The following is a 24,118-nucleotide window of genomic DNA, read 5'->3' as shown; positions in this document are numbered from 1 at the left end:
GGGGACGGCAGCGGGCGGGCAGCCTCCCGGTCCTTGTGATGCCCGCCACAGGCGAGCCACGTACTGATCGGCCTTGGTGCATCTCTTGCGGCGGGCAGCTCTGACGCCGGTTTCCGCTGGTGATGGGAACCGGTTTCGGCTCAGTGGTCCGTGCCTGCCCAAGCCGTGGGGTAGCCTCCTGCCGGTGTGTTGACGTGCCGGGAGGCGCGGGGGCGGCCGTCGCGACGATGCGATGGGCGCCGCACGGGGTGACCTGTCAGACAGCCGAAGGGCCCAGGCGTTCTACGGAGGCGACTCTCGATGGCAGGCTCGACGAAGTCCAGCACTGTTCCTCAGCGGCGCGGCGCGCCCGGTTCCGGTCCGGCGCAGGTCGGTGAGCCGGAGCTGCGCCAGTTGCTGGCGGGTCTGACAGCGGTGCGCGACGGCGACTTCGGTACCCGGCTGCCGGGTGACGCGGACGGCCTGTTGGGTGAGATCGCCACCGTCTTCAACGGGATGGTGGATCAGCTGTCGCTGTTCACCTCCGAGGTGACGCGGGTGGCCCGGGAGGTCGGCACCGAGGGCCAGCTGGGCGGCCAGGCGGAGGTGCCGGGGGTCTCGGGCACCTGGAAGGACCTGACCGACTCGGTCAACGCCATGGCGGGCAACCTCACCAGCCAGGTTCGGGACATCGCCCAGGTGGCCACGGCGGTCGCCAAGGGCGACCTGTCCCAGAAGATCGATGTCGCGGCCCGGGGCGAGATCCTGGAGCTGAAGAACACCGTCAACACGATGGTCGACCAGCTCTCGTCGTTCGCCGACGAGGTGACCCGGGTGGCCCGCGAGGTCGGCAGCGAGGGACGTCTGGGCGGGCAGGCGCAGGTCCCCGGCGTCGGCGGCACCTGGCGGGACCTGACCGACTCGGTCAACTTCATGGCCGGCAACCTGACCGACCAGGTCCGCAACATCGCCCAGGTCACCACCGCCGTAGCCAAGGGCGACCTGTCCCAGAAGATCACCGTGGACGCGCGTGGGGAGATCCTGGAGCTGAAGAACACCGTCAACACGATGGTCGACCAGCTGAGCGCGTTCGCCGACGAAGTCACGCGGATGGCCCGCGAGGTGGGCACCGAGGGCATCCTGGGTGGTCAGGCCGACGTCAAGGGCGTCTCGGGGACCTGGCGCGACCTCACCGACTCGGTCAACTTCATGGCCGGCAACCTCACCGCGCAGGTCCGCTCGATCGCCCAGGTGGCCACCGCGGTCGCCAAGGGGGACCTCTCCCAGAAGATCAACGTCACCGCGCGCGGGGAGATCCTGGAGCTGAAGGACACCATCAACACGATGGTCGACCAGCTGGGCGCGTTTGCCGGCGAGGTGACGAGGGTGGCCCGCGAGGTGGGCACCGAGGGACGTCTCGGCGGACAGGCCGACGTCCGCGACGTCTCGGGGACCTGGCGCGACCTGACCGAATCGGTCAACGTCATGGCCGACAACCTCACCGCCCAGGTCCGCTCGATCGCGGAAGTGACGACCGCGGTCGCCAAGGGCGACCTGTCGCAGAAGATCCGGGTGGACGCCCGCGGCGAGATCCTGGAGCTGAAGGAGACCATCAACACGATGGTCGACCAACTCTCCGCGTTCGCCGACGAGGTGACGAGGGTGGCCCGCGAGGTCGGCACCGAGGGCAACCTCGGTGGGCAGGCCACCGTCCGCGGCGCCTCCGGCACCTGGAAGGACCTGACCGACAACGTCAACGTGATGGCCTCCAACCTCACCGGCCAGGTCCGCTCGATCGCCCAGGTCGCCACCGCGGTCGCCAAGGGCGACCTCTCCCAGAAGATCAACGTCGAGGCCAAGGGCGAGGTCGCCGCGCTGGCCGGTGTCATCAACACGATGGTCGACACGCTCTCCGCCTTCGCGGACGAGGTGACCCGGGTGGCCCGCGAGGTGGGCACCGAGGGCACGCTCGGCGGTCAGGCCCGGGTGCCGAACGTGGCCGGCACCTGGAAGGACCTCACCGACAACGTCAACTTCATGGCGCACAACCTGACCAGCCAGGTCCGCAACATCGCCCAGGTCACCACCGCGGTCGCCAACGGCGACCTCACCCGCAAGATCGACGTGGATGCGCGCGGCGAGATCCTGGAACTCAAGACCACCATCAACACCATGGTCGACCAGCTCAGTTCGTTCGCCGCCGAGGTCACCCGGGTGGCCCGCGAGGTCGGCAGCGAGGGCCGACTCGGTGGTCAGGCCGAGGTCGAGGGCGTCTCCGGCACCTGGAAGCGGCTGACCGAGAACGTCAACGAACTCGCGGGCAACCTCACCCGCCAGGTCCGTGCGATCGCCGAGGTCACCGGCGCCGTCGCCGAGGGCGACCTGACCCGCTCGATCACCGTGGACGCCTCCGGCGAGGTCGCCGACCTCAAGGACAACATCAACTTCATGGTGGAGTCGCTGCGCGAGACCACCCGCGCCAACGAGGAGCAGGACTGGCTCAAGTCCAACCTGGCCAGGATCTCCGGCCTGATGCAGGGCCGCCGCGACCTTCCGGTGGTCGCCGAGCTGATCATGGACGAGCTCACGCCGCTCGTCTCGGCGCAGTACGGGGCCTTCTACCTCGCCGAAGAGACCAATGAGGCGACCTACCTCAACCTCGTCGGCTCCTACGCCCATCCGGACGAGGCCACGGGAACCCGCTTCAAGCTGGGCCAGTCCTTCGTCGGTCAGGCAGCGCGCAGCAAGCGCACCATCGCCGTCGACGACCTGCCGCCCGGCTACGTCACCGTCACCTCGGGGCTGGGGCGCACCGAGCCGGTCTCCCTGCTCGTTCTGCCGATCGTGGTGGAGGAGCAGGTGCTGGGCGTCATCGAACTCGCCACCGTGCACGCCTTCACACCAGTGCACCGCGCGTTCCTGGAACAGCTGATGGAAACCGTCGGCGTCAACGTCAACACCATCATCGCCAACGCCCGCACCGACGAGCTGCTCGGCGAGTCCCAGCGCCTGACCGCCGAACTCCAGACCCGTTCCGAGGAACTCCAGGCCCGCCAGGAGGAGCTGCAGTCCTCCAACGCCGAACTGGAGGACAAGGCCGAGCTGCTGGCCGCGCAGAACCGCGACATCGAGACCAAGAACCTGGAGATCGAGCAGGCCCGCCAGGAGCTGGAGGACCGCGCCCACCAGCTCTCGCTCGCCTCGAAGTACAAGTCGGAGTTCCTGGCCAACATGAGCCACGAGCTGCGCACCCCGCTCAACAGCCTGCTCATCCTGGCCCAGTTGCTCGCCCAGAACCCCACCCGCAACCTGACGGCCAAGCAGGTCGAGTACGCAGGCATCATCCACTCGGCCGGCTCCGACCTGCTCCAGCTGATCAACGACATCCTCGACCTGTCCAAGGTCGAGGCCGGCAAGATGGACGTCAACCCCGAGCGGATCCAACTGCGCAAGCTGCTGGACTACGTCGAAGCGACCTTCCAGCCGCTGACCAGCCAGAAGAGCCTGGCCTTCACGGTCAAGACGGCCCCCTCGGTGCCGGCGGAGCTGCTCACCGACGACTACCGGCTGCGCCAGGTGCTGCGCAACCTGCTCTCCAACGCGGTCAAGTTCACCGAGAAGGGCAGCGTCGAACTGCGGATCGAGATGATCGAGGAGTCGCGGGCGCCCGAGGTGGCCAGGCGCGGCGGCCCGGTCATCGCCTTCCACGTGGTGGACACCGGCATCGGGATCGCCCCCCAGCACCTGGAGACCGTCTTCGGCGCCTTCCAGCAGGCCGACGGCACGACCAGCCGCAAGTACGGCGGCACCGGCCTGGGCCTGTCGATCAGCCGTGAGATCGCCTACCTGCTCGGCGGCGTCATCACCGCCGAGAGCGCCCCGGGCCAGGGCAGCACCTTCACCCTCTACCTGCCCGCCGCCAGGCCCGACTTCGCTGAGATGAGCGCCCACAGCGCGCAAGGGGCACTGGAGCCCGCCCTGTCCGAAGCGCTCTCGGCCGCCCCCGCCGAGCGCGACCCGCACCTTGCCTCAGCAACCGCACCCGAGCCGGTGCAGCCCAAGCGGCTGCTCGTCATCGAGGAGCGGCCACGCGGCCTGCTCTCGCTGGTCGCGGAGAGCGCCGTGGCGGACCTGGCCGGCCACCCGAACCTCGGAGACCCGCGCGAGCTGGTCGAAATCATCACCACCATCGGCGCGCAGGAGGCGGCCACCGCCCTGGCCACCACCCCCTGCCACTGCGTGGTGCTGGAGATCGACCTGCCGGACGGCGCCGCTCTCAGCTTCCTGGAGGAGATGGCGCGCGACGCAGCGCTGCACGGCGTGCCGGTCCTGGCGCACAACAACCGCCGCCTGGGTACCGAGCAGGAACAGCAACTGCAGCAACGCGCCGCCACCCAGCCGCTGGAGCTCATCTCCAGCCTCGACGAACTGCGCGAACGCATCGCCCTGCACCTGAGCGCCGAACAGCCCGGCGACGTGCTCCCGCTGGTCCGCACCGAGGAGCAGGCCACGCCCCTGAGCCCGGACGTCGACGGCACGCTCGGGGGGCGCACCGTGCTGGTCGTCGACGACGACGACCGCAACCTCTACGCCATCACCGGCATCCTCGAACTCCACGGGATGCGCGTGCTCCAGGCGGAGAACGGCCGCGCGGCCATCGACGCCCTCGCCGGGCACCCCGAGATCGACGTGATCCTGATGGACGTCATGATGCCCGAGATGGACGGGTACGCGGCCACCTCGGCGATCCGCGCGATGCCCGCCCACACCGCCCTGCCGATCATCGCCGTCACGGCCAAGGCGATGATCGGGGACCGGGAGAAGAGCCTGGCCTCCGGAGCCTCCGACTACGTCACCAAGCCGGTGGATGCGCACGATCTGATCGCCCGGATCAAGCGGCAACTGGCCTCCTAGCCGCCGCCCGAGGTCCACCAGCCGCCACCAGCGTGAGGAGCCACCATGGTGCCCAGCCCCCAACAGCCCGGGGAAACGGAACGCCAGACCATGCGTGAGGTGAGCGGGCGGGTCCTCTCCACGCAACCGGTCTCCTCGACGGCGCAGGCGGGAGCGCCGGCCACCGAAGAGTGGCAGTACCCCGGTGAGGCGGCTGCCGCCACCGCGCCGGCCGAGGCCGCCACGGCGCAGCGGGGCACCTTGCCCGCCTCCGCGGCCGTGGGACGGTTGGCGGACGCCGTCGATCGGCTGCGCCGCGAACTCCGGCAGGCGCACGCCGAGGCGGACGGCCGGGCGCTGATCGACCTGGCCAAGGGGATCCTGGTCGAACGGCTGGGCTGCAGCCCGACGGAGGCGGCCGGGCAGCTGAGGGGCCTGGCCGACCAGGCGGGCGTGGTGCCCCTCGAGCTGGCCGCCGACCTGGTCAACCAGGCCTCGCGCGACCGGATCGCCGACATCGCCCGGGATTTCGTCGCCGCGACGTCCGACGCCTCGTCCCTCTCGGTGGGAGTGCGGCTGCGCAGTGCCGAGGCGGGCGCCGCGTCGGGCGGTGACGCCCGGGCCGTGGCGCATTCGATCCTGGAACACGCGTTGAGGCCGCTCGACGCCAAGGCCGTCGCCATCTGGGCCGCCCACGCCGACCAGTCCCTGACGCTGGTCGGCAGCGCAGGCTTCGGCGAGGAGGAACCGAACCGGTGGCGGCACGTGCCACCGGGCGTCCCCACTCCGGCTCGCCAGGCCCTGGACAACCGGACCACCACGGCCTACGACGTCCTCGCGGACGCCGGCCTGCCCTCGATCGGGCAGCGTGAGGTGACCGGTGGCCGCCTCGCCGTCCCCACCGGCACCGGTGGGCGGATCACGGGCGTGCTGGAGATCTGCTGGGCCGGCCCACTTCCCCCTCAACCGCAGTCGCTGCAGAGGCAGTTCGAGGCACTCGCCACCCTGTGCGCCACCACGCTGGAGGCCGTGCCCACGTCCGCCGGCGCCGCGGCGGATCCGGTCGCGGATCCCCGACTCGCCGAACTGCTCGAACTCATCGACGGGATCGACGACCCGTGCCTGGTGCTGCAGGCAGTCCTCGACGAGTCGCAGATCCCGGTCGACTTCGTGATCCGACACGTCAATCCCAGGTTCGTGGACTTCGCCGGGCGCCCGCGCAACACCATCGCCGGCGCCCGCCTGCTGAACGCCTACCCGCTGGCCGCCGAACCCGGCGGTCTGTACGAGAAGGTCGAACACGTCCTCGCCAGCGGTGAGCCGTTCCGGGCGGACCGGATGCGGCTCGCGGCGCTGGTCGACGGCGTAGCGCTGACGACCCAGGCCAAGGTGAGCATCAGCCGGTCGGGCAACGACGTTGTGGTCATCTGGAAACTGGAGGACGGCATGCCCAAGGTGGCCAGCCTCCTGCAGCACGCCCAACGCCTGGGCCGGATCGGCGGCTTCGAGGAGAACCTGCTCACCCAGGAGATCGCCTGGAACGACACCCTCTTCGAGCTGCACGGCCTGCCGCCCACGGCCAAGCCCATCGCCTTGGAGCAACTGCCCGCCTGCGCCCACCCGGACGACGAACACGCGATCGGCCGCTTCCTGCGCACCCTGCTGCACCATCAGCGCCCCGCCTCGACCGCGTTCCGGCTCCAGCGCCCCGACGGCATAGCCCGCCACATCCGGGTCGTCGCCGAACCGGTCCTGGACGACGACTCCCGGATCACCTCCGTCCGCGGCGCCTACCAGGACGTCTCCGCGCAGCACTGGACCGAGGTTGCCCTCGCCGCCACCCGCGACCAGCTCGCGCAGAGCGAGCAGCAGGCCGCCGAGCGCACCCGCCTCGCCCTCCAGCTCCAGCACGCCATCATGCCGCCCAGCCGCGGCCCGCTGGACCTGCACGACCTGCGCGTCGCCGTCCGCTACCGTCCCGCGGAGAAGGACCACCTGGTCGGCGGCGACTGGTACGACACGGTGGCGCTCCCCAACGGCCAGGTGCTGCTGTGCGTCGGCGACGTGGCCGGCCACGGCATCCAGGCGGCCACCGGCATGGTCGCCCTGCGCAACGCCCTGCGCGGCCTGGCCGCCACCGGCGCGGGCCCGGCCCAACTGCTGGCGTGGCTCAACACCGTCACCCACCACCTGACCGACAGCGTCACCGCCACCGCCATCTGCGGACTCTACGAACCCCGGACCCGCCGGCTCCGGTGGGCCCGGGCCGGCCACCTCCCACCCGTCCTGCTGCGCGACGGCCACGCGACCACGCTGCCCGACCTCCGCGGCATCCTGCTCGGCGCCATCGACCAGGCCGACTACGAAGAGGGCCAGGCCCAGCTGAAGGCCGGCGACACACTGATGATGTACACCGACGGCCTGATCGAGCGCCGGGACCGCTCGGTGGGGGAGTCCCTCGACGACCTGCTCGCCGTCGCAGGCGCCCCGCTGCCCGGCCCCGTCGGCGAGCCGACCGACCTCGAGCACCGCCTCGACCACCTGCTGCGGTACACCAACGCGGACACCGACGACGACACCTGCCTCATCGGGGTCAGGGTCTGCTGACCGCGCGTGCCGAGGCGGGGTGCACGCTGTCGCGTGCACCCCGCCTCGGGTCCGGCCCCGGCCGCTCCTACCAGCGGTACCAGCGGTGGCGGCGGCCGGAGGGGTGCGTGCCGCGAGCGATGAACCCCGCGAGCCAGACCACCAGCACGACGACGGCGACCCACCAGAGGATCTTCACCGCGAACCCGATACCGAAGAGAAGCAGCGCCAGCAGCAGTACGAGCAGAAGGGGAACCATGGTGACCTCCAGTGTCAGTGTCGAGAGACCGGATGCCCTGGCCTGGCGACCATATTCGTAGGAATCTTCCAGCGGAGGGCGGGCAAGCGACCCGACGTCAGGTAGCACGGCGCGCCGACGGTGAGGAGAGTGCGATGAGCTTGGGCGACAAGATCGAGAACACCGGCGAGAAGATCAAGGGCATGGTCGAGGAGACCGTCGGCAAGGCGCTCGGCAACGAGCGGCTTGAGGCCGAGGGCAAGGCCGACCGGGTCAAGGGTGATGTCAAGCAGGCCGGCGAGCACGTCAAGGACGCCTTCCGACGCTGACCGTCAGGGGACGGCCGAGCCGGCTGCTGCGGCGCGGCTGTGACGGATGCCGGTTGTCGTGACCGCACGAGGTCCGACAGCCGGCATCGCCGTATTCGGCCCCGGAAGCACGGGCGACGGGGTGTAGCGTGGCGCCGCCCCGCACTGAGCTGGAGCGATTTTTTCCTGTCTGACGCGGGCCGGGAGCTCATCGAGTCCAAGAAGCGGGCCCACAACCGGCTCGGCTTCGCGGTGCAGCCGACCACAGCGCCGAAGGTGGCCACCCTGGACGCGATGTGGGAGCAGATCGAGGCGGTCGTCCCCCGCGAGGAGCCGGCCGCCGCGATCTCCGCGCTGTTCGAGCTGACACCGCCGCTGGACTCGGACGCGGACTCGGACGAGGCGTGGCGGGCGATGGCCTGCCGGAAGGTGCGGGTGAGCACCTGTCGGCGTGTGCCGCGCTGCTGGACGGCACATACCAGGAGGTCGCCTCCCGGCTGCCGGCGAACGCGCCGAGCCGGCAGCAGCGATGGACCCCGGCACCGTGAACCGCAGGTGCCGGCCGGCCGGGGTCGGCCTTCCCGCCGTCGCCCCGGGGCGGTGACGTCAATCGACCTGAGTGCCCTGCGCGTTCACGAGAGCCCAGTCCGTTCCCTGCCGAACCGGCTCGGAGACGAATACATGGGTGCAGCGGCTGGCGCTGGACAGCGCGCTCGTCGGGTGAATGTCAGGTGCTGTCCGTGCGAGGGAAGACGTACGCGTCGAGGACGAGGCCGAGCGCGATCGCGGCCGGGACCGCGACCAGTGCGCCGACCAGGCCGAGCAGTGCGCCTCCGAGCAGGACCGCGACCACGGTGACGATCGGATGGACGTCCACCGCGAACTTCATGGCCCTGGGCATGATCAGGTAGTCCTCGAGGAGGCGGAAGGCGATGTAGAAGCCGGCGGTGGCGATGGCGGTCGGCAGCGAGACCGACAGGGCGACGAGGCTGACGACGATTCCTCCGATCGTCGAGCCGACCATGGGGACCAGGTCCATCAAGGCGACGAAGACCCCGAGGGCACCCGCGTAGGGAACCCCGGTGGCAAGGCACCAGACGAAGGTCGCCAGCCCGGCGATCGCGGAGGTCAGCACGTTGCCGAGCATGTACCGGCCGGTCCGGTTGAGGATCTCCTCGGTGATCGCCTCGACACGGTTGCGGCGGCTGCGCGGGACGAAGCGGTAGCAGAACGCCTTGATGTCCGGCAGGGCGGCCATGACGTAGAGGGTGACGCTCATGACGATCACGGTCGCTGTCACGGTGTTCAGCAGGAGCTGACCCGCGCCGAGGACGCCGCCCAGCACTCCGGAGGACGAGCCGGCGGAGCCGAGCTGCGCCTTCACCCTCTCGACCACGTGATAGTGGTCCTCGAGTCGCCCGAGCGTCGACTGGTGGTCGTGCAGCTGTTGCAACCAGCCCGGGACCGCGTTGACCAGTGCGGTCGTTTCGTCACTGACCGGCGGGATGACGATCGCGAGAAGGCCGGTCAGGCCGACGACCAGGGCGGACACGACCACCGCTACCGACCAGGCCCGCCGCAGGCCCCGGCGGACCAGCCACGCGACCACCGGCTCCAGGCTGACCGCGATGAACACGGCGAGCAGCAGAAGCGTCAGGAGCGAGGTGAGTTGGACGACCGCGTCCACCACGTGCCAGGCGAGCAGCGCTCCCACACTGAGTGCGAAACCCGCGCCGAACCAGGACTTCACCAGGGGCGGCCGGCGCTGCGGGTTCGGAATCCGGGTGCGCGGTCCGCCGCCGCGCCTGGCCGGTGGCAGATCATGCGTGGCTTTCGCCGCGGGCGCGTCCGGCTCCACAGCCCCTCCTCGACCTTCGACCTTCGACCGTCGGCAGCCGTGCGGGCCGCCGGTGACCGTCTTCCCCGCGAACCCCCTGCCGAACGCCCGAACGCGGCGCCGGTTCCCCCGGCGCATCGGAGGGCGGCCGGCGGGAGGGCCGACCGCTCCCGCGCTCCGGAGGCCGGTCGTCGACGGTTCAGCCTGCCGGGAGGTCGATCTCGATCCAGACGGACTTGCCGGGGCCGTCGCTGCGCGCCGTGGTGCCCCAGCGGCTGGCGAGGAGGGCGACGGTGTGCAGGCCGTGCCCGCCCGGCTGGCCCGGGCGGTGCGGCACACGGCGCTGCGGGGGCGCGGCCACTCCGTCCAGCACGTCGATCCGCAGCTGCCGCCCGGTGGCGTGCAGGATCAGCTGGTCGGGGCCGTTGGCGTGGCGGCAGGCGTTGGTGACCAGTTCGGAGACGAGCAGCAGGATGTCGTCCGCACGCGCCTGCTGGTCCGGGTCGTCGGTGGGCAGCCAGCCCCAGTCGAGCAGCGCCTGGCGGGTGTGGTCGCGGCAGCGGCCCACGACGCCGGCGGTGCCGGTCAGAGCGAGTCGGCGCACCTGGCCGTGAGCGGGCAGCGAGGGCAGCACCGGCCGGCCGGTGGTCCGGGAATCGGTCGCGCTCATCTTTCCTCACTCTGACGATGCGAATAGGCGATGTGAACAGCGGGATTCGAGTGCGTTGCTGGGTACTCGGCTGCCCGCCGGACAGGGTGGCACACCTGGCGTCTACGTCAGGGCGGAGTCCACGTCGGGCCGGATGTCGAACACGGCGTCGGTGCCGGTGACCTGGAAGACCCGGGCCACCGCCGGCCGCAGACCGACGACGATCAGCGGGCGGCCGGCCTCCTGCGCCGCGCGACGGGCCGCCAGCAGGGAGTTGAGGCCGGTGGAGTCGCAGAATCCCAGCTCCCGGCAGTCCACCACGACGCGGTCCGCGGCGGGCTGGGCCAGTGCTTCCTGCAGTCGCTCGCGCAGCAGACCGACGCTGTCCAGGTCCAACTCGCCGTTCATCGCGACGATGACGCTCCGATCGCGGGTCTGTGCCCGCACCGTCAGGCGAGTTGTCGCGTCGCCGCTCCCGTCGACGGCACTGCTGTGCATGGTGCTCCTTCGAACAAGCCGGGGGTGCTCTGGCGACAGTCTGCCACGGGGACGCCGCCGGGTCACCGAGGAGGTCGGGACCCTGGGAAGTCCCGGGGGACCACCCGGCATGAAGGTGAAGGTTTCCTGGAGAAAATGGAGATCTGGTGTGGAACGGGATTGCGCGGGCGGATCGCGGGCAGCCGGTTCGCGGTTAGTCTGCCTGGAGCACCAGGTTCGAACAGCAACGACGAGGAGCGAGAGAGATGCCGGCCACAGTGTCAGTTGAGGCGCCCACCACCGCACGGATCGCGAGTGCTCCCGAGCTCCGGTCGGTGGCGGCAGGGCTGGGCGTCGATCTTGAGGACCCGGCGAAGGTCTGCCCGGCGGACGCGCGCGAGCTGTCCAGGATCCTCTTCGCCCGGCTGCGCGCGGTAGCAGAGGAGAGCGCGGAGTACTCCTACATCCGCAGCACCCTGATCGAGCTGAACATGACGCTGGTGCGGTTCGCCGCGAGCCGGTTCGGACACCGGCGCGAGCCGGTGGAGGACATCCTCCAGGTGGGCACCGTCGGCCTGATCAAGGCGATCGACCGCTTCGACCCCTCCTACGAGGTGGAGTTCTCCACCTTCGCGATCCCCACCATCACCGGCGAGATCAAGCGGTTCTTCCGCGACACCACCTGGATGGTGCACGTGCCGCGCCGCCTGCAGGAGCTGCGGCTGACCCTCGCCAAGGCCTCGGACGCGATGGAACAGGTCCTCGACCGGGCTCCCACCGCCGCCGAGCTGGCGGCACACCTGGAACTGACCGAGGCGGAGGTGCTGGAGGGCCTGACCGCCTCCCAGGCCCAGAGCGCCCGCTCGCTCGACGCCCCGGCTTCCGAGGAGGACAGCAGCACCGCCCCGGCCCTCGCCGCCAGCCTGGCCTTCGAGGAGCCCGCCTACGAGCGACTGCTGGCCCTGGAGGCCATCAAGCCCCTGATCGCGGAGCTCCCCGCACGCGAGAGGCGCATCCTCGCGCTCCGCTTCTCCGCCGACCTGACCCAGGCCCAGATCGGCCAGGAACTCGGCATCTCCCAGATGCACGTCTCCCGGCTTCTCAACCGCACGCTGAGCAAGCTACGCACCGCCCTGACCGCGTAGCGCCGCGCGCTTCCCGCCACGGTGTGGGGCCGTGTTCCTGGGGCCGGCCCCACACCTGCGACGACCCGCCTGTCGTCCTCCGCGCCGGCCGGCCCCGGCCTGCCCTGTGGCCGGCAAGTCCGTCTCTCCTGCGCTGCCCGGCCGCGTCGGTGTGGTCGACCGCCTGAAGCGGGGCGCTTCGCTGGTGCAGCGCCGCGTTGATCCTTCGGTGGTTCATGCGGCTTTGAGCGGGCTGCCGGGTCGTAGGTCCAGCGGTAGGGCTTGGCGTCGTGTTCGTCGTAGGCCAGGACGAAGGTGGCGCTCGACGATGCCGGTGAAGGGAACCCCGCGCCGCACGACGTACTCCCGGCGGGTTACTCCGGTACCTCGCGGAGGCTACGAACGACACCAGAATGCTTACATCGACGGGCTGATTCGATACGGAGCTGCGGAACCTAGCGTCGATCCCATGAAACGCAATCGCCGTATCAGCGCTGTCGCGGCGCTGGCGCTCGCCGCCCTCGTCACCGGAACCGGCGCCGGGTTCGCCGCCACGACCACACCGTCGGCCACACCGGTTGCCACGCACGCGTCCGACACCGCGCCGGCCACGGCCACGGCCACCACGCCCACGCCGTCCTTCCAAGGCACGCTCCCCGCGCCGACCGGCCCCTACGCCGCCGGTGAGGACGTCATCCACCTCACCGACGCGAGCCGTCCCGACCCGTGGGTGCCGTCATCCGGCCCCCGCCAACTGACCGTCACGATGGTCTACCCGGCCGTCCCCGGGACCGGGACGCTGGCCCCTTACATGACCCTCGCCGAGGCAGCCGGACACATCCAGCAAGGGAAGATACCGGCGAGTTCCGGCATCACCCCGCAGAACCTTTCCAGCGTCACCACGCACGCCTTCGACGGCGCGCGGCCGCAGAGGGGCAAGTATCCGCTGGTGGTCCTGTCACCCGGGTTCGGGGACCCGCGCATGGTGCTCACCTCGCTCGCGACCGACCTGGCCAGTCACGGCTACGTCGTCGCGCTCGTCGGCCACACCTACGAGGACAGCGGCGAGACGCTGGCGAACGGCCAGACGCCGCCGTGCGCGATCTGCGACGACCCGGCGTTCGACTTCGACTCCGTCACTGCCAGCCGCGCACTGGACGTGTCCTTCGTGATCGACCAGTTGACGCATGGCACTACCGCGTGGCGCCTGGCACACCTCATCGACAAGCACGAGATCGGCATGGCCGGACACTCCATCGGCGGAGCGGCGGCCGCCACCACGATGATCGCCGACCCGCGAGTACGGGCCGGAGTGAACATGGACGGCACCTTCCACCCGGCCCCGATGCCCGGCCAGATCAACCGGCCGTTCCTCATGCTGGGTGCGGCCGCCTACCACTCGGCCGGCGGCGGCGACAACTGGGGGCAGGCCTGGGCCGCCCTCGGCGGCTACAAGAAGTGGCTGGCGGTCACCGGCGCCAACCACCCCAGCTTCACCGACGTGGACCTGCTCGAGGAGGAGGCCGGGTTCCCGACGCCGCCCCTCGACCCCGAACGTGGAATCGTGATCACGCGTGAGTACGTGACGGCGTTCTTCGACCAGACGCTGAAGGGGATCCACAGTCCGCTGCTGGACGGCCCCTCGCCGAACAATCCGGAAGTGCTCTTCCAGCCCTGATGCAGCGCCGCGTTGATCCTTCGGGGGTTCATGCGGCTTTGAGCGGGCTGCCGTCGCAGGTCCAGCGGTAGGGCTTGGCGTCGTGTTCGTCGTAGGCCAGGACGAAGGTGTCGATGGCCGCGGCCAGTTCGTCGCGGGAGGCGAACTGGCCGCGGCGTAGGAGACGTCGGGTCAGGGTGGAGAAGAACAGCTCGACTTGGTTGAGCCAGCTGGCGTGTTCGGGTGTGTGGTGGATGTTGAAGCGGGGGACGGGTGGCCGGCCAGGCCTCGGCGACCCCGCCGGCTGACCGGCAACCCCGAAGGATCAACGCGGCCCGCTGCACTGGTTCCGCCGTGCCTGTCAGCGGCTGAGGCCACGCACGACCAGAACGATGATCACGATAAGGACGATGGTGCCGAGTCCTATGTACATGTGAGTTGTTCCTCTCCAGCCTGTACTGCGACGGCAAGTTGTCGGATTGCAGAGCGGCTTCCCCGATTCCGTCGCGTCATGCCGGAGACGGACGAGACCTGTCGTCCGGGCGCCCGTTGTCCTCACTCGTGTCACGGCGGGAGGTGTTGAACCGCCGGCGGAGGGCAGACGGGCGGCGACCGGGTCCGCTGAACACGAACCCGCAGAACGACAGGAGGAACCCAGGTGAGTGCACCAGTGCAGTACGCGATCGGCGCCGATGTCCACTGCCCGGACGGCACCTACGGCCACCTGAAGCGGGTGGTGATCGAACCGCAGTCGGCGCGGGTCACCCACCTGGTGATCGGTGGCCGTGACGCCACCGACCGGCTGGTTCCCGTCGACATCGTCGATGAGACGGCCGGCGACGCCGAGAACATCAGGCTCTTTCGCGACACGGCGGCCGTCGCCCAGCTCGACGCAGCCGAGGAGACGGAGTTCCTGCCCGGCAGCGAGGAGCACCTGGGCTACGAGCCGGGGCAGTGGCTCACCGTACCGGCCGCCGGCGTCAGCGGGGGCGGCGCCGTCCCCATGCCACTGCTTCTCGACGCGGGTGCGCCGCACGCGGTCGTCCACGAGCGGGTCCCGGGTGACGAGGTCCAGATCCGCCACGGTGACCGCGTCGAGGCCGCCGACGGCGAGATCGGCCACGTCCAGGGGCTGCTCGTCGACCCGCGCGACCACGGCACTACCCACGTGCTCCTCAAGGAGGGCCACCTGTGGGGCAGGAAGACCGTCGCCATCCCGATCAACGAGGTGTCCTGGCAGGGCGGGACCGTCACCACACGGCTCAGCAAGGCACAGCTGGGCGAGCTACCGCCGGTCCGGATCGACAGCCGCCCCTGACCCCCGGCCGGCAGTCCAGCAGCCTGCCGGGTGCGGACCGATCAAGCATCGCCCCGAGGCGGGATGCCGGTGCGGGAGCGAAAGAGGAGCACGACCCTCAGGAACCCTTGACGGCGGTTGTGCGGTCGGGACGTCCTGACGGCCCATCGGCCCCTCGGGGAAGCCGCCCGGTGCGTGAGCCGGGCGAGGGCGAGGGGCCGATGGACTCGTTCTGCCGGCGCGTGCTCTGCGGCGCTCGGCTGCCGGGTCGTGCAGGAACGGGGCGTGGGTCGTTACTGCGCGGGGCGCACGCCGACCTGTCGACGTAGGCCTGCTGCAGCACCGACTCCGCACTGATGACGGTGCCCTTCGGGCCGATCCGGGAGTCCGAGGTGGTCTCCCAGTTGAGCCCGAGGTACTGCAGGCTGTCCTTGTCGAAGACCCACAGGTTCTGCGCCCCGCCGTCCACCAGCCGTTCGCACTGCCTTCCGTCGAGATCAGCCCGGTCTTGCTGCCGTCGACCGACTCCCAGATGCCGACCCTCGGTGTCCGTGGTGAATCGGACGACATCGCCCTCGGCCACCCCCTCCTGGAGCAGCGGGACGTTCTGCACCCGCGCGGTGTCCTCGCTGAGCAAGGCGGCCCACAGTCCCTCGGTGTCCTGAGGGAGCCAGCCTTCGCGCGGCACGAACCGGAACCGCCCACCGGCGTGACGTCGTCACCGGCCTCAACGACAACGAGCACTTTCTCGCTTCCAGCGAATGGTCCTGGCCGCGCCGAGCCTGCGGCTGCGGGTCCTGGAGCAGACGACCCGCACGGTGGACGCACTCGCCGCCCGCCCGCCCGCCGGTCCTGGCTTGGGGGCTTCTGACTCCCCGTTTGATGGTCTCTGGTCAAGATGCCCGCGCGGGTGTGGGTCCGCCGTGGTCATGTTGGCATCGGGGTTGGGTGGGGCGACGGGAAATGACGTCGATCGAGCGGACGGCGTATCCGCGGTTCAAGCGACTGATCACCGCGCGTGAGCTGCATCTGTTCTTCTCGCCGAGCCGTGAGGAGGTGCTGTGGTCCCGGGAGCGGGCGGACAGCGAGGACCGTCAGCTGTCGCTTCTGCTGCTCAAGTCCTACCAGCGGATGGCTCGGTTCCCGAAGCGGGACGAGGTGCCCGAGATGGTGGTCGACTTCGTCCGCAAGGCGGTGGAGTTGCCGGAGGGGGACCGTGGCGGGGCGGTACGCCTCGGCCCGCACGACGGGGTCGACGGGCTCGGCGCCACCGGCGCGTGGCTGGAGGGCCTGGCGGTGGCGAAGATCGCGGACTTCGCCGGCGAGGCGGAGGCGGCGGACGTGGGCGTGATGCAGGACTACGCCGAGGCCAAGCGGATCACGCTGATGGCGTGTCTGGTCCACAAGGCCCGGATGCGGGTGCGCGACGACCTGACGACGATGTTCTGCAAGCGGGTGGCCATCAAGGTGAAGAGGGCCCGCAGCGAGCTGGAGGAGGTCCGCCTCCAGCAGCAGTCCAAGGACCTCGACGCTCGATTGCTCAGCGGGCCGGGTGGTGGGCGCAACCGGCCGGCGCTCCACCGGGAGTGGTCCTCGCGGGACCACCCCCGATCGTTTGCAGCCGGCATCGGCCAGATCCGCGACGCATGATGCCCTGCCGACTCGGCCGGCGGGGCATCGGCTGATGCTGGGGCAACTCTGTTGTGCTGTCGAGCTTCGGCGGCCCGGGTGCCGGCGGCTTGGCTCTGGCCCACCGCCTCCGCCTGCGTGCTGCTGGTCCCGCCGACGCCGCCTTCACGCCCAGGCCGGCCGCTACGAGCGGCTGCCCGAACACCTCCGAGGCCCACCTGGACCGGGTCCGGCGGCCTCGCGGGTGTTCTCCGGCTGTCCGGTTGCCGACTCCCTCGACGGGTACGGGCCGGTCCTGATCACCCGGCGGCCGGGGGACCCGGGACGGCCGGCGCGGGGGCGAGAGCGCTCAGGACCGCGGCGCTGTAGGCGTAGAACGCGGGAGTTCGAAAGCGCGGGTCGTTGATCCGATCGCGCCCGAGGTCGCCGTCCTTGAGGAACTTCCGGCGCTGTCCCTCGCTGATCTCCAGCTGGACGCCTTCTCCCCGCTGGTCGCGGTTGGCGATGTTGCAGGGCTGGACGCCGGCGAGGGCGCCGGGATTGCGGGCCGCGACGGGGAAGCCTCGGGTGCGAAGGGCGGCGGCCACCCGCCGGGCCGCGTGGATGTCCAGGCCACCCACATACGTGAGCGGTTCGACGCCGGCCGCGCCGTGCCAGGACACGGTGTACCGCGCCGTCTCGACCAGCGCGAGGGCCCGGGGGTCGTCGAAGTGCGTGGCCGTGACGTGGAGATCACGTTCGTCCCCGTTCCCGAGGCCCTCGAGGGAGTAGAACGAGCTGCCGGTCATCCTCGCGCTGTAGTCGGCGAGCTGGGTGGTGGGAGGCTCGATCCCGCCCCCGTGAATCGCCAGTTGAACCACCCGCGCCCCCTCGCCGACACCGCGACGTGCGGTGACCCGGTAGTCGGTTCCCTCCCTCTCGTGTGCGGCCAGATCGGCGAAGTCGACGTAGCGGTCCCTACCGGCGGAGCCGGCCGGGGTGCAATCGCGGGCTGGCGCCACGGGAGTGACCGTGCGGTGCGCAGCCGCCGTGGCGGCCGGCTGCGGGAACAGGACGAGCAAGGCTGATGCGAGCGCGAGTCGCACCTGTCGAGCGGTCAACCTGGGCTCCTCGATTGGGGTGGGAGTGGGAGTGCGGGCGTGACGAGCCCGGCTCTCCCGCAGTGTCGGAGTGCCGCGGCGAAGCAGCGCCTCGGGCCGACGACAGCCGGCGCGGAGATCAGTGGCCCGCGCCGGGGTACGAGCGCGGTGCGGAAGTGGGGGATGCGGCCCAGGCGGTGTTCGCGTTGGTACCGAGGGTGTAGTCGAGTGTTCCGCCGCTGCTGATCGCCTCGGCGGGGGCGTAGGCGTTGTTCCACGGGATGCCGTTCCAGCGGGCCTTCTGGACGTAGGGGGCGTTGTCGGCGGCGCCGTCGGCCTTGATGGTCAGGGTGTGGCCGGAGGGGAGGGTGACGAGCGCGCGGGTGAACAGGGGGCTGCCCAGTGCCAGGTCCGCGGTGCCCGGCGTTTCGGGGTACATGCCCAGGGCGGACCACACGTACCACGAGCTCATCTCGCCCAGGTCGTCGTTGCCGGCCAGTCCGGAGGGGCTGTCGGTCCAGATCTGGTCCTGGATGCGGCGCACGGTCTGCTGGGTCTGGTAGGGCCGGCCGATGTAGTCGTACTCCCACGGGATGTCCAGGCTCGGCTCGTTGCCGAGGTCGGTGTGGCCGCCCGCGCCGGTGAACGAGGACAGGTCGGTGTCCAGGAAGGCGGCCATCGCCGCGTTGCCGCCCATCGCGGTGGCCAGCCCGTGCAGGTTGAACGGCACCATCGGCGTGTACTTCCATGAGTCGCCCTCGACGAAGTTCTTGCCCGAGGTCGGGTCGAATCCCTGTGTCCATGAGCCCGAGGTGTCACGGGGTTGGATGAAGCCGCTGGCGGGGTTGAAGAGGTTGCGCCAGTCCTGGGCCCGGTCGGCGAACGAGGCCTGGTGCGCGGTGTCACCCAGGGTGCCTGCCAGGGCGGAAATGGCGAAGTCGGCGGTGTCGTATTCCAGGGTGGTGGCGGCCGGACCGTAGAAGTTGCAGCAGCCGTAGGTCCCGTCGCTGGGGAGGTAGCCGAGCTGTCGGAGGTAGTTCAGGCCCGGACGGTTGCTGTTGGCGTCGGTGCCCTCCTTGATCATGCCGGCCAGGGCCGCTGCGCTGTCGAAGTGTGTGGCGCCGAACGCGTAGTAGTCGGCGAGGATCGCATCGGCCGGGTCACCGACCATGATGTGGCTCTCGCCGTTGTTCTCGGACCACTTGGGGAACTGGCCGGTCTGGTCGTCGTCGTCGAGCATCGACTGCGCGGTGTCCGAGGCGGCCTGCGGGTCGACCAGGGCTTCGAGCTGGGCCTGGGAGCGGTAGATGTCCCAGCCCGAGTAGTTCGCGTAGGCGGCGCGGTGGCCCCGGTCCACGGTATGGGTGGTTCCGTCGAAGCCGGGGTACTGGCGGTTGCTGTCGCTGATCAGGTTGGGGTGCAGCAAGGAGTGGTAGAGCGCGGTGTAGAAGACCGTCCGCCTGGCGGGGGTTCCGCCGGCGATGCGGACGCGACCCAGTGCGGAGTCCCACGCGTGCAGCGCGGCGTTGCGCACGCTCGTGAGGTTCCAGCCGGGGTTCTCGGTGGCGCGGTTCGCCGCCGCGTTGGCGACGGACACGTAGGAGAGGCCGACCTTGGCCTGTACGACGTGGGACCTGGTGGTGTCGAAGGTGACGTGGCCGTCGTTCAGCGCGCCTCGCGCGGCGGGGGCGGACTGGGAGGGGGTGGGCTCGGTGCCGTGGAGCCTGAGGGGATTCGCCGCGTCGGGGGCGCCGGGCGGTGTGCTGGGCGCGGGCGTTGCCGGTCGATGTGCTGCCGTGGCGGCGTCGGTGCCGTGGGAGGTGAACGGCCGGTCGAAGACCATGTCGAAGTACACCGTGTAGGTGTTGCTCGCCTTGCAGAACCCGCCGCTGGTGACCTGCCCGCTGACCTCGGTGTCGCTGACGGCGGTGAACGCGGTCCGGCTGTCACCCGCTTGGCTGCCGGACAGCTTGAAGAGCAGGTTGGCCGCAGTGGTGGAGGGGAAGGTGAACCGGGCCATGCCGCTGCGGGGTGTGGCGGTCAGTTCGGTCGTCACTCCGTTGTCCAGGGTCACCGCGTAGGAGCCCGGTGAGGCGGACTCGTGGGTGTGGGAGAAACCCTCGGTCGCGCTGGTGTCCACGGCGCCGATGGTCGGCAGGACCGGGATGTCGCCTGCGCCGTCGCAGCCCGGGCCGGAGAGGTGGGTCAGGCTGAACCCGGTGATCGCGGAGTCGCGGTACTCGTAGCCGCCGCCGTGCGGCCGGGACGGGGTGTCGGGGCTCCACTGCACCATGCCGAAGGGCAGGTCGGCACCGGGGAAGTCGTTCGCCCAGTTGGAGGTCCCGATGAACGGGTCGACCAGCGAGGCCGGTGCGGTGACCAAGGCGGCTTCGGAAGTCCTGGCAGACCTGGGGGCCGCCCCGACGCACGCCGCCAGCAGGCCGGCGAGCACAGTCACCCGCCGGACGAATCCACGCCCACGACCCCGCCGGACCAGCCACGCGCACTTCCCTCGTGGCACAGGTGACCGGAGCGGAACAGCCGAGGGAGCGCCGGACCGTGACTCATCGTCCGTTCCAGCCCGCCCGACAGCCAGGGGCGCAGCGGCTGTCGCCGACCTCGCTCCGGACCGAGGTACGCGGCCGGGCACCAGGACACGCAGGGTGCCCACCGCCGACGCGAGCGGAGCTCGAAGCCTCGATGAGGTCACTCCTGCCCGTGCCCGGTCATCACGGCGCAGACGACGGCGACGGCACACGATGCCGGACCAGAGGGAGCTGATCGAGAGAAGAAAGGTAGGCACCCCTCCATCCCATCTCACCCGGGCAGTGACAGAGCGTCATGCACCCGACCCAGGGCGCGTCGCGGTGGCGGAGCACAGGGACCCGGCTCGGCCGCGCATCGACGGCTCCGTGCCCGCAGAGGAGCCGCGCGTACTTGACGCTCCCTCGCTCAGCCATCGAGCCTTCGAGCGCAGCGGCCAAGGACTCCGATCTCAGGGCGACCACGGCGAGGTCGGCGATCCTGCGTTTGACGTGTGCCCAGACCCGTTCGACGGGGTTGAGGTCGGGTGAGTGGGCGGGGAGGAGGAAGACCGTCAGCTACCCGGGGGCGCGATGCACGTGCCGAGCTCGCTGGCTATCCGCAGGCGTGGGTCGGTGGTGTGCAGAAGCGGATAGCGGCGCGATCGCCGTTCCAGGGAGGCTGTACCGCGATGCGAGGAGCTGCCGTGTCGCAGCGGGCGCCACGCGACGCCCACCGCCCGAGCGCCAGACTCCGAGCAGCACAAGCCGCGGGCCCGCGGTCCGCGGCCGATTCCGCACTGACCCAGGTAAGGAAGAACATGTCGTTCAAGAAGATCTCCAAGGTTGCCGGAGCCCTCTCCGCTGCCGCGGCTCTCGCTTTCACCGCCGCGCCTTCGGCGTCGGCCGCCTCTGGCAACCAGTTGCAGAACCAGAACGGCGTGTGCCTCGGCAGCCAGAACGGTGCCAACGATACCCACGCGATCGTATGGGGCTGCAACGGCAACCCCGACCAGACCTGGCACGGGGTCTACGTGGGCGGGGCCATCAATATCGTCAACGGGAATGGCCAGTGTCTCGGAGTCAACGACTCGGACCAGGCCATGGTCTGGGACTGCAACGGAAATTCGGACCAGCGATGGACCTGGGGCCCGGCAAACGCCTGGGGCACCGTGATCAACGCGAACGGCGCCTGCCTGGGCACCCAGGGCGGTGTCTCGGCCCCGGGCACGTACGCGATCATCTGGGGCTGCAACGGCAACCCCGACCAGGAATGGGGCTGACCTGCGGAAGGATGGCAGACCTTCGGAGTCGCCCGTCAGCTACCCGGGGGCGCGATGCACGTGCCGAGCTCGCTGGCTATCCGCAGGCGTGGGTCGGTGGTGTGCAGAAGCGGATAGCGGCGCGATCGCCGTTCCAGGGAGGCTGTACCGCGATGCGAGGAGCTGCCGTGTCGCAGCGGGCGCCACGCGACGCCCACCGCCCGAGCGCCAGACTCCGAGCAGCACAAGCCGCGGGCCCGCGGTCCGCGGCCGATTCCGCACTGACCCAGGTAAGGAAGAACATGTCGTTCAAGAAGATCTCCAAGGTTGCCGGAGCCCTCTCCGCTGCCGCAGCTCTCGCTTTCACCGCCGCGCCTTCGGCGTCGGCCGCCTCTGGCAACCAGTTGCAGAACCAGAACGGCGTGTGCCTCGGCAGCCAGAACGGTGCCAACGACACCCACGCGATCGTATGGGGCTGCAACGGCAACCCCGACCAGACCTGGCACGCGGTCTTCAAGGGGTATGACTACACCATCGTCAACGGGAATGGCCAGTGCCTCGGAGTCAACTCCGGGGGCCAGGCCATGGTCTGGGACTGCAACGGAAATCTGGACCAGCAGTGGGGTGTGAGGGCGGGAAGCAACGGCTGGAACGCCTTGGTCAACGCGAACGACGGCACCTGCCTGGGCACCCAGGGCGGTCTGTCGGCCCCGGGCACGTACGCGATCACTTGGGGCTGCAACGGCAACCCTGACCAGCAATGGTCCTCTCTCTGACACCACCGCTGACGCTCATTGGTGCTCAGCGTCGGGACAGACCTGTTTACTGACTTCGGGCTCGTCGGGGTGATCCCTCTTGAGGCGCCTGATAGGGCCGGGGCGTGGGCTGTATCCCGTGTTGTATGAGACAGGCGGACGGGGGCGGGCTGACCGCCGCGGGACGACTGCGCCGTGAGTCGGTGCGGGTGCAGGCAGCCGAGTTGTTCGAGGAGGTTGTCAAGCCGCCGGAGGTGGCTCGGCGTCTGCGAGTGAGTCCGAAGTCGGCTTACCGGTGGCACCAGTTGTGGCGCGAGGGCGGGGCCGAGGCGTTGGCGTCGCGCGGCCCGAGTGGGTCGCGGTGCCGGCTGTCGCCGCGCTGCCTGGAGAAGCTGGCCGTGTACCTGGAGCAGGGCCCGGCCGCGCACGGCTGGGACCAGGACCAGGTGTGGACCGCTGCGCGGGTGGCCACCCTGATCGGGCGGAAGTCCCACGTCTCGTACAGCGTCTCGGGCGCCACGAGGATGATGCACCGGCTCGGGTTCTCCCCGCAGATCCCCGCACGTAGGGCGGCCGAACGCGACGAGCAGGCTGTGAAGGTATGGAAGGAGGCAACCCGGCGGAGGTAAAAGCGCCCGGGCGGCCTGCGGGGGCTGCATCTGCTTCGAGGACGAGGCAGGCTCCACCCGGCGGTCGGACATTCAGCAAGACCGCCGTCGTCGTCATCACCGCGAAGTCCGCCGGGCGCAGGGTCTTCGGCCTCGCCATAGCAGGCGTCCGTCCCGCTCGACCTCTTGCGCGTCAGTCCGGCAGCCAGTGCAGCTCGTGCGCCAGGGCTTTGGCGACGGCACGGATACGGCGGTGCAGTGGTGACTGCTCGCGTGGGAGGACCAGGTGGATCGTCAAGCTGGGCGCGCCTCGCAGTGGTCGCCAGGTGAGACCGGCCGGTTGTGCCGTGGCCGCGGCTTCTCCGGCCGGGGCCACGGTGACCCCGTCGCGCAGGTCGCGCTGAGACATGTCGAAGGAGACTGCGGGCGTGTGGAATCGGGGGTGTGGTCGGATGTCTCGGAACAGTGCGGACAGCTGATCGTGGATCACGGGGTTGGCCGCACGGTCCGGGAGTCGCAGCGGATACGCGGCCGCGTCGGCGATCTCGATCTCCGGGTGTCCGGCCAGCGGATGGTGCTGCGCCAGCTGGACCCCGATGCGCGCACGCCGCAGCAGGAACCGGCGCACGCCACGGCCCGGCTGTTCACCGCGGGTGATCCCGGCATCGATGCGGCCGTCGGCGACCGCGGGGGAGATCTCCGGTGTCGCCATCGGGACCGCGCCGACCTCAAGTCCGCCGTTGCCGCGAACCAGCCTGTCCAGCAGGGCCGGTGCCGTCTCGGCCCCGGTGCTGAGGCTGTATCCGATGCGCAGCGTGCCCAGTTCACCGGCCGCCGCGCTCCGGGCGGTGTCCCATGCCCGGTTCAGCGCCGCCAGCGCGGGCGGCGCGGACTCCGCCAAAGCCGCACCGGCCGCGGTCAATACGACGCTACGCGTGTTGCGGACCAGCAGGGCCGTACCGAGTTCCGCCTCCAATCGGCGCATCCGGGCGCTGAGTGCGGGCTGTGCGACACCGATCCGTGCGGCCGCGCGGGTGAAGTTCAACTCCTGCGCCAGCACCAGGAAGTACCGCAGGCTCACCGTATCCGGCGCCACGTGCCCTCCCCGCCGATTGATAACGATCCGTTCTGAGCCTATCCCGTACCGGTCTTTCCCTCGACCGCACATCAAGCCCTAACCTGCGCATATGACGATCCCACTGACCGCAGTACCCGTCA

General features: G+C 70.4%; 16 protein-coding genes and 4 pseudogenes. 11 read left to right on the top strand and 9 right to left on the bottom strand.

Annotation, left to right across the window (positions count from 1 at the left end; genetic code table 11):
• Nucleotides 1-300: 300 nt before the first annotated feature.
• Nucleotides 301-4,893, top strand: a complete 4,593-nt coding sequence (locus OG294_RS00750) for a HAMP domain-containing protein (protein ID WP_327064379.1) — start codon at nucleotides 301-303, stop codon at nucleotides 4,891-4,893.
• A gap of 90 nt (nucleotides 4,894-4,983) precedes the next feature.
• A complete protein-coding gene (locus OG294_RS00745; RefSeq protein ID WP_327064378.1) occupies nucleotides 4,984-7,479 on the top strand; it encodes a SpoIIE family protein phosphatase in 2,496 nt (831 codons plus the stop codon).
• Between the two features lie 67 nt (nucleotides 7,480-7,546).
• Here the strand turns inward: OG294_RS00745 and OG294_RS00740 are convergent, their stop codons facing one another.
• Nucleotides 7,547-7,717 (bottom strand): hydrophobic protein, encoded by a 171-nt coding sequence (locus tag OG294_RS00740; RefSeq protein WP_327064377.1) that lies wholly within the window; start codon nucleotides 7,715-7,717, stop codon nucleotides 7,547-7,549.
• Between the two features lie 134 nt (nucleotides 7,718-7,851).
• Between OG294_RS00740 and OG294_RS00735 the strand changes: the two genes are divergently transcribed.
• Together OG294_RS00735 and OG294_RS40985 are read left to right on the top strand one after the other, a co-directional pair.
• Nucleotides 7,852-8,025, top strand: coding sequence for a CsbD family protein (locus OG294_RS00735; RefSeq protein ID WP_327064376.1), 174 nt, complete (start codon nucleotides 7,852-7,854; stop codon nucleotides 8,023-8,025).
• A gap of 128 nt (nucleotides 8,026-8,153) precedes the next feature.
• Nucleotides 8,154-8,421: pseudogene (locus OG294_RS40985) on the top strand (DUF4158 domain-containing protein); the annotation flags it as partial.
• 310 nt (nucleotides 8,422-8,731) lie between these two features.
• Here OG294_RS40985 and OG294_RS00730 read toward each other — a convergent pair.
• The 3 genes from OG294_RS00730 to OG294_RS00720 all read right to left on the bottom strand — a co-directional run bounded on the left by OG294_RS00730 (nucleotide 8,732) and on the right by OG294_RS00720 (nucleotide 10,988).
• Entirely contained in the window at nucleotides 8,732-9,862 is a 1,131-nt protein-coding gene (locus tag OG294_RS00730; RefSeq protein WP_327064375.1) for an AI-2E family transporter, read from the bottom strand.
• A gap of 178 nt (nucleotides 9,863-10,040) precedes the next feature.
• Nucleotides 10,041-10,511 (bottom strand): ATP-binding protein, encoded by a 471-nt coding sequence (locus tag OG294_RS00725; protein ID WP_327064374.1) that lies wholly within the window; start codon nucleotides 10,509-10,511, stop codon nucleotides 10,041-10,043.
• A gap of 102 nt (nucleotides 10,512-10,613) precedes the next feature.
• Nucleotides 10,614-10,988 (bottom strand): STAS domain-containing protein, encoded by a 375-nt coding sequence (locus OG294_RS00720; protein ID WP_327064373.1) that lies wholly within the window; start codon nucleotides 10,986-10,988, stop codon nucleotides 10,614-10,616.
• A gap of 245 nt (nucleotides 10,989-11,233) precedes the next feature.
• On the opposite strand from OG294_RS00720, the gene OG294_RS00715 reads away from it, so the two are divergent.
• The 3 genes from OG294_RS00715 (at nucleotide 11,234) to OG294_RS00705 (ending at nucleotide 15,066) form a co-directional block, all read left to right on the top strand.
• Nucleotides 11,234-12,112 carry a SigB/SigF/SigG family RNA polymerase sigma factor gene (locus OG294_RS00715; protein ID WP_327064372.1) on the top strand — a complete coding sequence of 293 codons (879 nt, stop codon included), beginning with the start codon at nucleotides 11,234-11,236 and terminating at the stop codon, nucleotides 12,110-12,112.
• Nucleotides 12,113-12,419: 307 nt separating this feature from the next.
• Complete coding sequence (locus OG294_RS00710) at nucleotides 12,420-13,769, top strand: alpha/beta hydrolase family protein (protein ID WP_327064371.1); 1,350 nt, start codon at nucleotides 12,420-12,422, stop codon at nucleotides 13,767-13,769.
• A 637-nt stretch (nucleotides 13,770-14,406) separates the two neighbouring features.
• Entirely contained in the window at nucleotides 14,407-15,066 is a 660-nt protein-coding gene (locus tag OG294_RS00705; protein ID WP_327064370.1) for a PRC-barrel domain-containing protein, read from the top strand.
• Nucleotides 15,067-15,562: 496 nt separating this feature from the next.
• Here the strand turns inward: OG294_RS00705 and OG294_RS00700 are convergent.
• Nucleotides 15,563-15,733 (bottom strand): annotated as a pseudogene (locus OG294_RS00700) (DUF4265 domain-containing protein); the annotation flags it as partial.
• 275 nt (nucleotides 15,734-16,008) lie between these two features.
• On the opposite strand from OG294_RS00700, the gene OG294_RS00695 reads away from it, so the two are divergent.
• Nucleotides 16,009-16,695 carry a DUF4158 domain-containing protein gene (locus OG294_RS00695; RefSeq protein ID WP_327064369.1) on the top strand — a complete coding sequence of 229 codons (687 nt, stop codon included), beginning with the start codon at nucleotides 16,009-16,011 and terminating at the stop codon, nucleotides 16,693-16,695.
• Between the two features lie 278 nt (nucleotides 16,696-16,973).
• Here the strand turns inward: OG294_RS00695 and OG294_RS00690 are convergent, their stop codons facing one another.
• From OG294_RS00690 to OG294_RS40980, 3 genes and pseudogenes are all read right to left on the bottom strand, one after another.
• Nucleotides 16,974-17,675 (bottom strand): poly-gamma-glutamate hydrolase family protein, encoded by a 702-nt coding sequence (locus OG294_RS00690; protein WP_327064368.1) that lies wholly within the window; start codon nucleotides 17,673-17,675, stop codon nucleotides 16,974-16,976.
• A gap of 217 nt (nucleotides 17,676-17,892) precedes the next feature.
• Nucleotides 17,893-20,205: a lectin gene (locus tag OG294_RS00685; protein ID WP_327071410.1), complete on the bottom strand. Its 2,313-nt coding sequence runs from the start codon at nucleotides 20,203-20,205 to the stop codon at nucleotides 17,893-17,895.
• A gap of 544 nt (nucleotides 20,206-20,749) precedes the next feature.
• Nucleotides 20,750-20,854 (bottom strand): annotated as a pseudogene (locus tag OG294_RS40980) (transposase); the annotation flags it as partial.
• 242 nt (nucleotides 20,855-21,096) lie between these two features.
• Between OG294_RS40980 and OG294_RS00675 the strand changes: the two are divergent.
• From OG294_RS00675 to OG294_RS00665, 3 genes and pseudogenes are all read left to right on the top strand, one after another.
• A complete protein-coding gene (locus OG294_RS00675) occupies nucleotides 21,097-21,558 on the top strand; it encodes an RICIN domain-containing protein (RefSeq protein WP_327064367.1) in 462 nt (153 codons plus the stop codon).
• A 281-nt stretch (nucleotides 21,559-21,839) separates the two neighbouring features.
• Entirely contained in the window at nucleotides 21,840-22,313 is a 474-nt protein-coding gene (locus OG294_RS00670) for an RICIN domain-containing protein (protein WP_327064366.1), read from the top strand.
• A gap of 125 nt (nucleotides 22,314-22,438) precedes the next feature.
• A pseudogene (locus OG294_RS00665) lies at nucleotides 22,439-23,127 on the top strand (helix-turn-helix domain-containing protein); the annotation flags it as partial.
• Here OG294_RS00665 and OG294_RS00660 read toward each other — a convergent pair.
• Nucleotides 23,094-24,068: a LysR family transcriptional regulator gene (locus OG294_RS00660; protein WP_327064365.1), complete on the bottom strand. Its 975-nt coding sequence runs from the start codon at nucleotides 24,066-24,068 to the stop codon at nucleotides 23,094-23,096. The pseudogene OG294_RS00665 and the gene OG294_RS00660 sit on opposite strands and share 34 nt — an antisense overlap.
• Nucleotides 24,069-24,118 lie beyond the last annotated feature (50 nt).

This window comes from Kitasatospora sp. NBC_01302, assembly GCF_035976515.1.
Classification (GTDB): Bacteria; Actinomycetota; Actinomycetes; order Streptomycetales; family Streptomycetaceae; genus Kitasatospora.
Note: the sequence above shows the minus strand (reverse complement) of the source record. Positions and strands in the feature narration are given on the sequence as shown.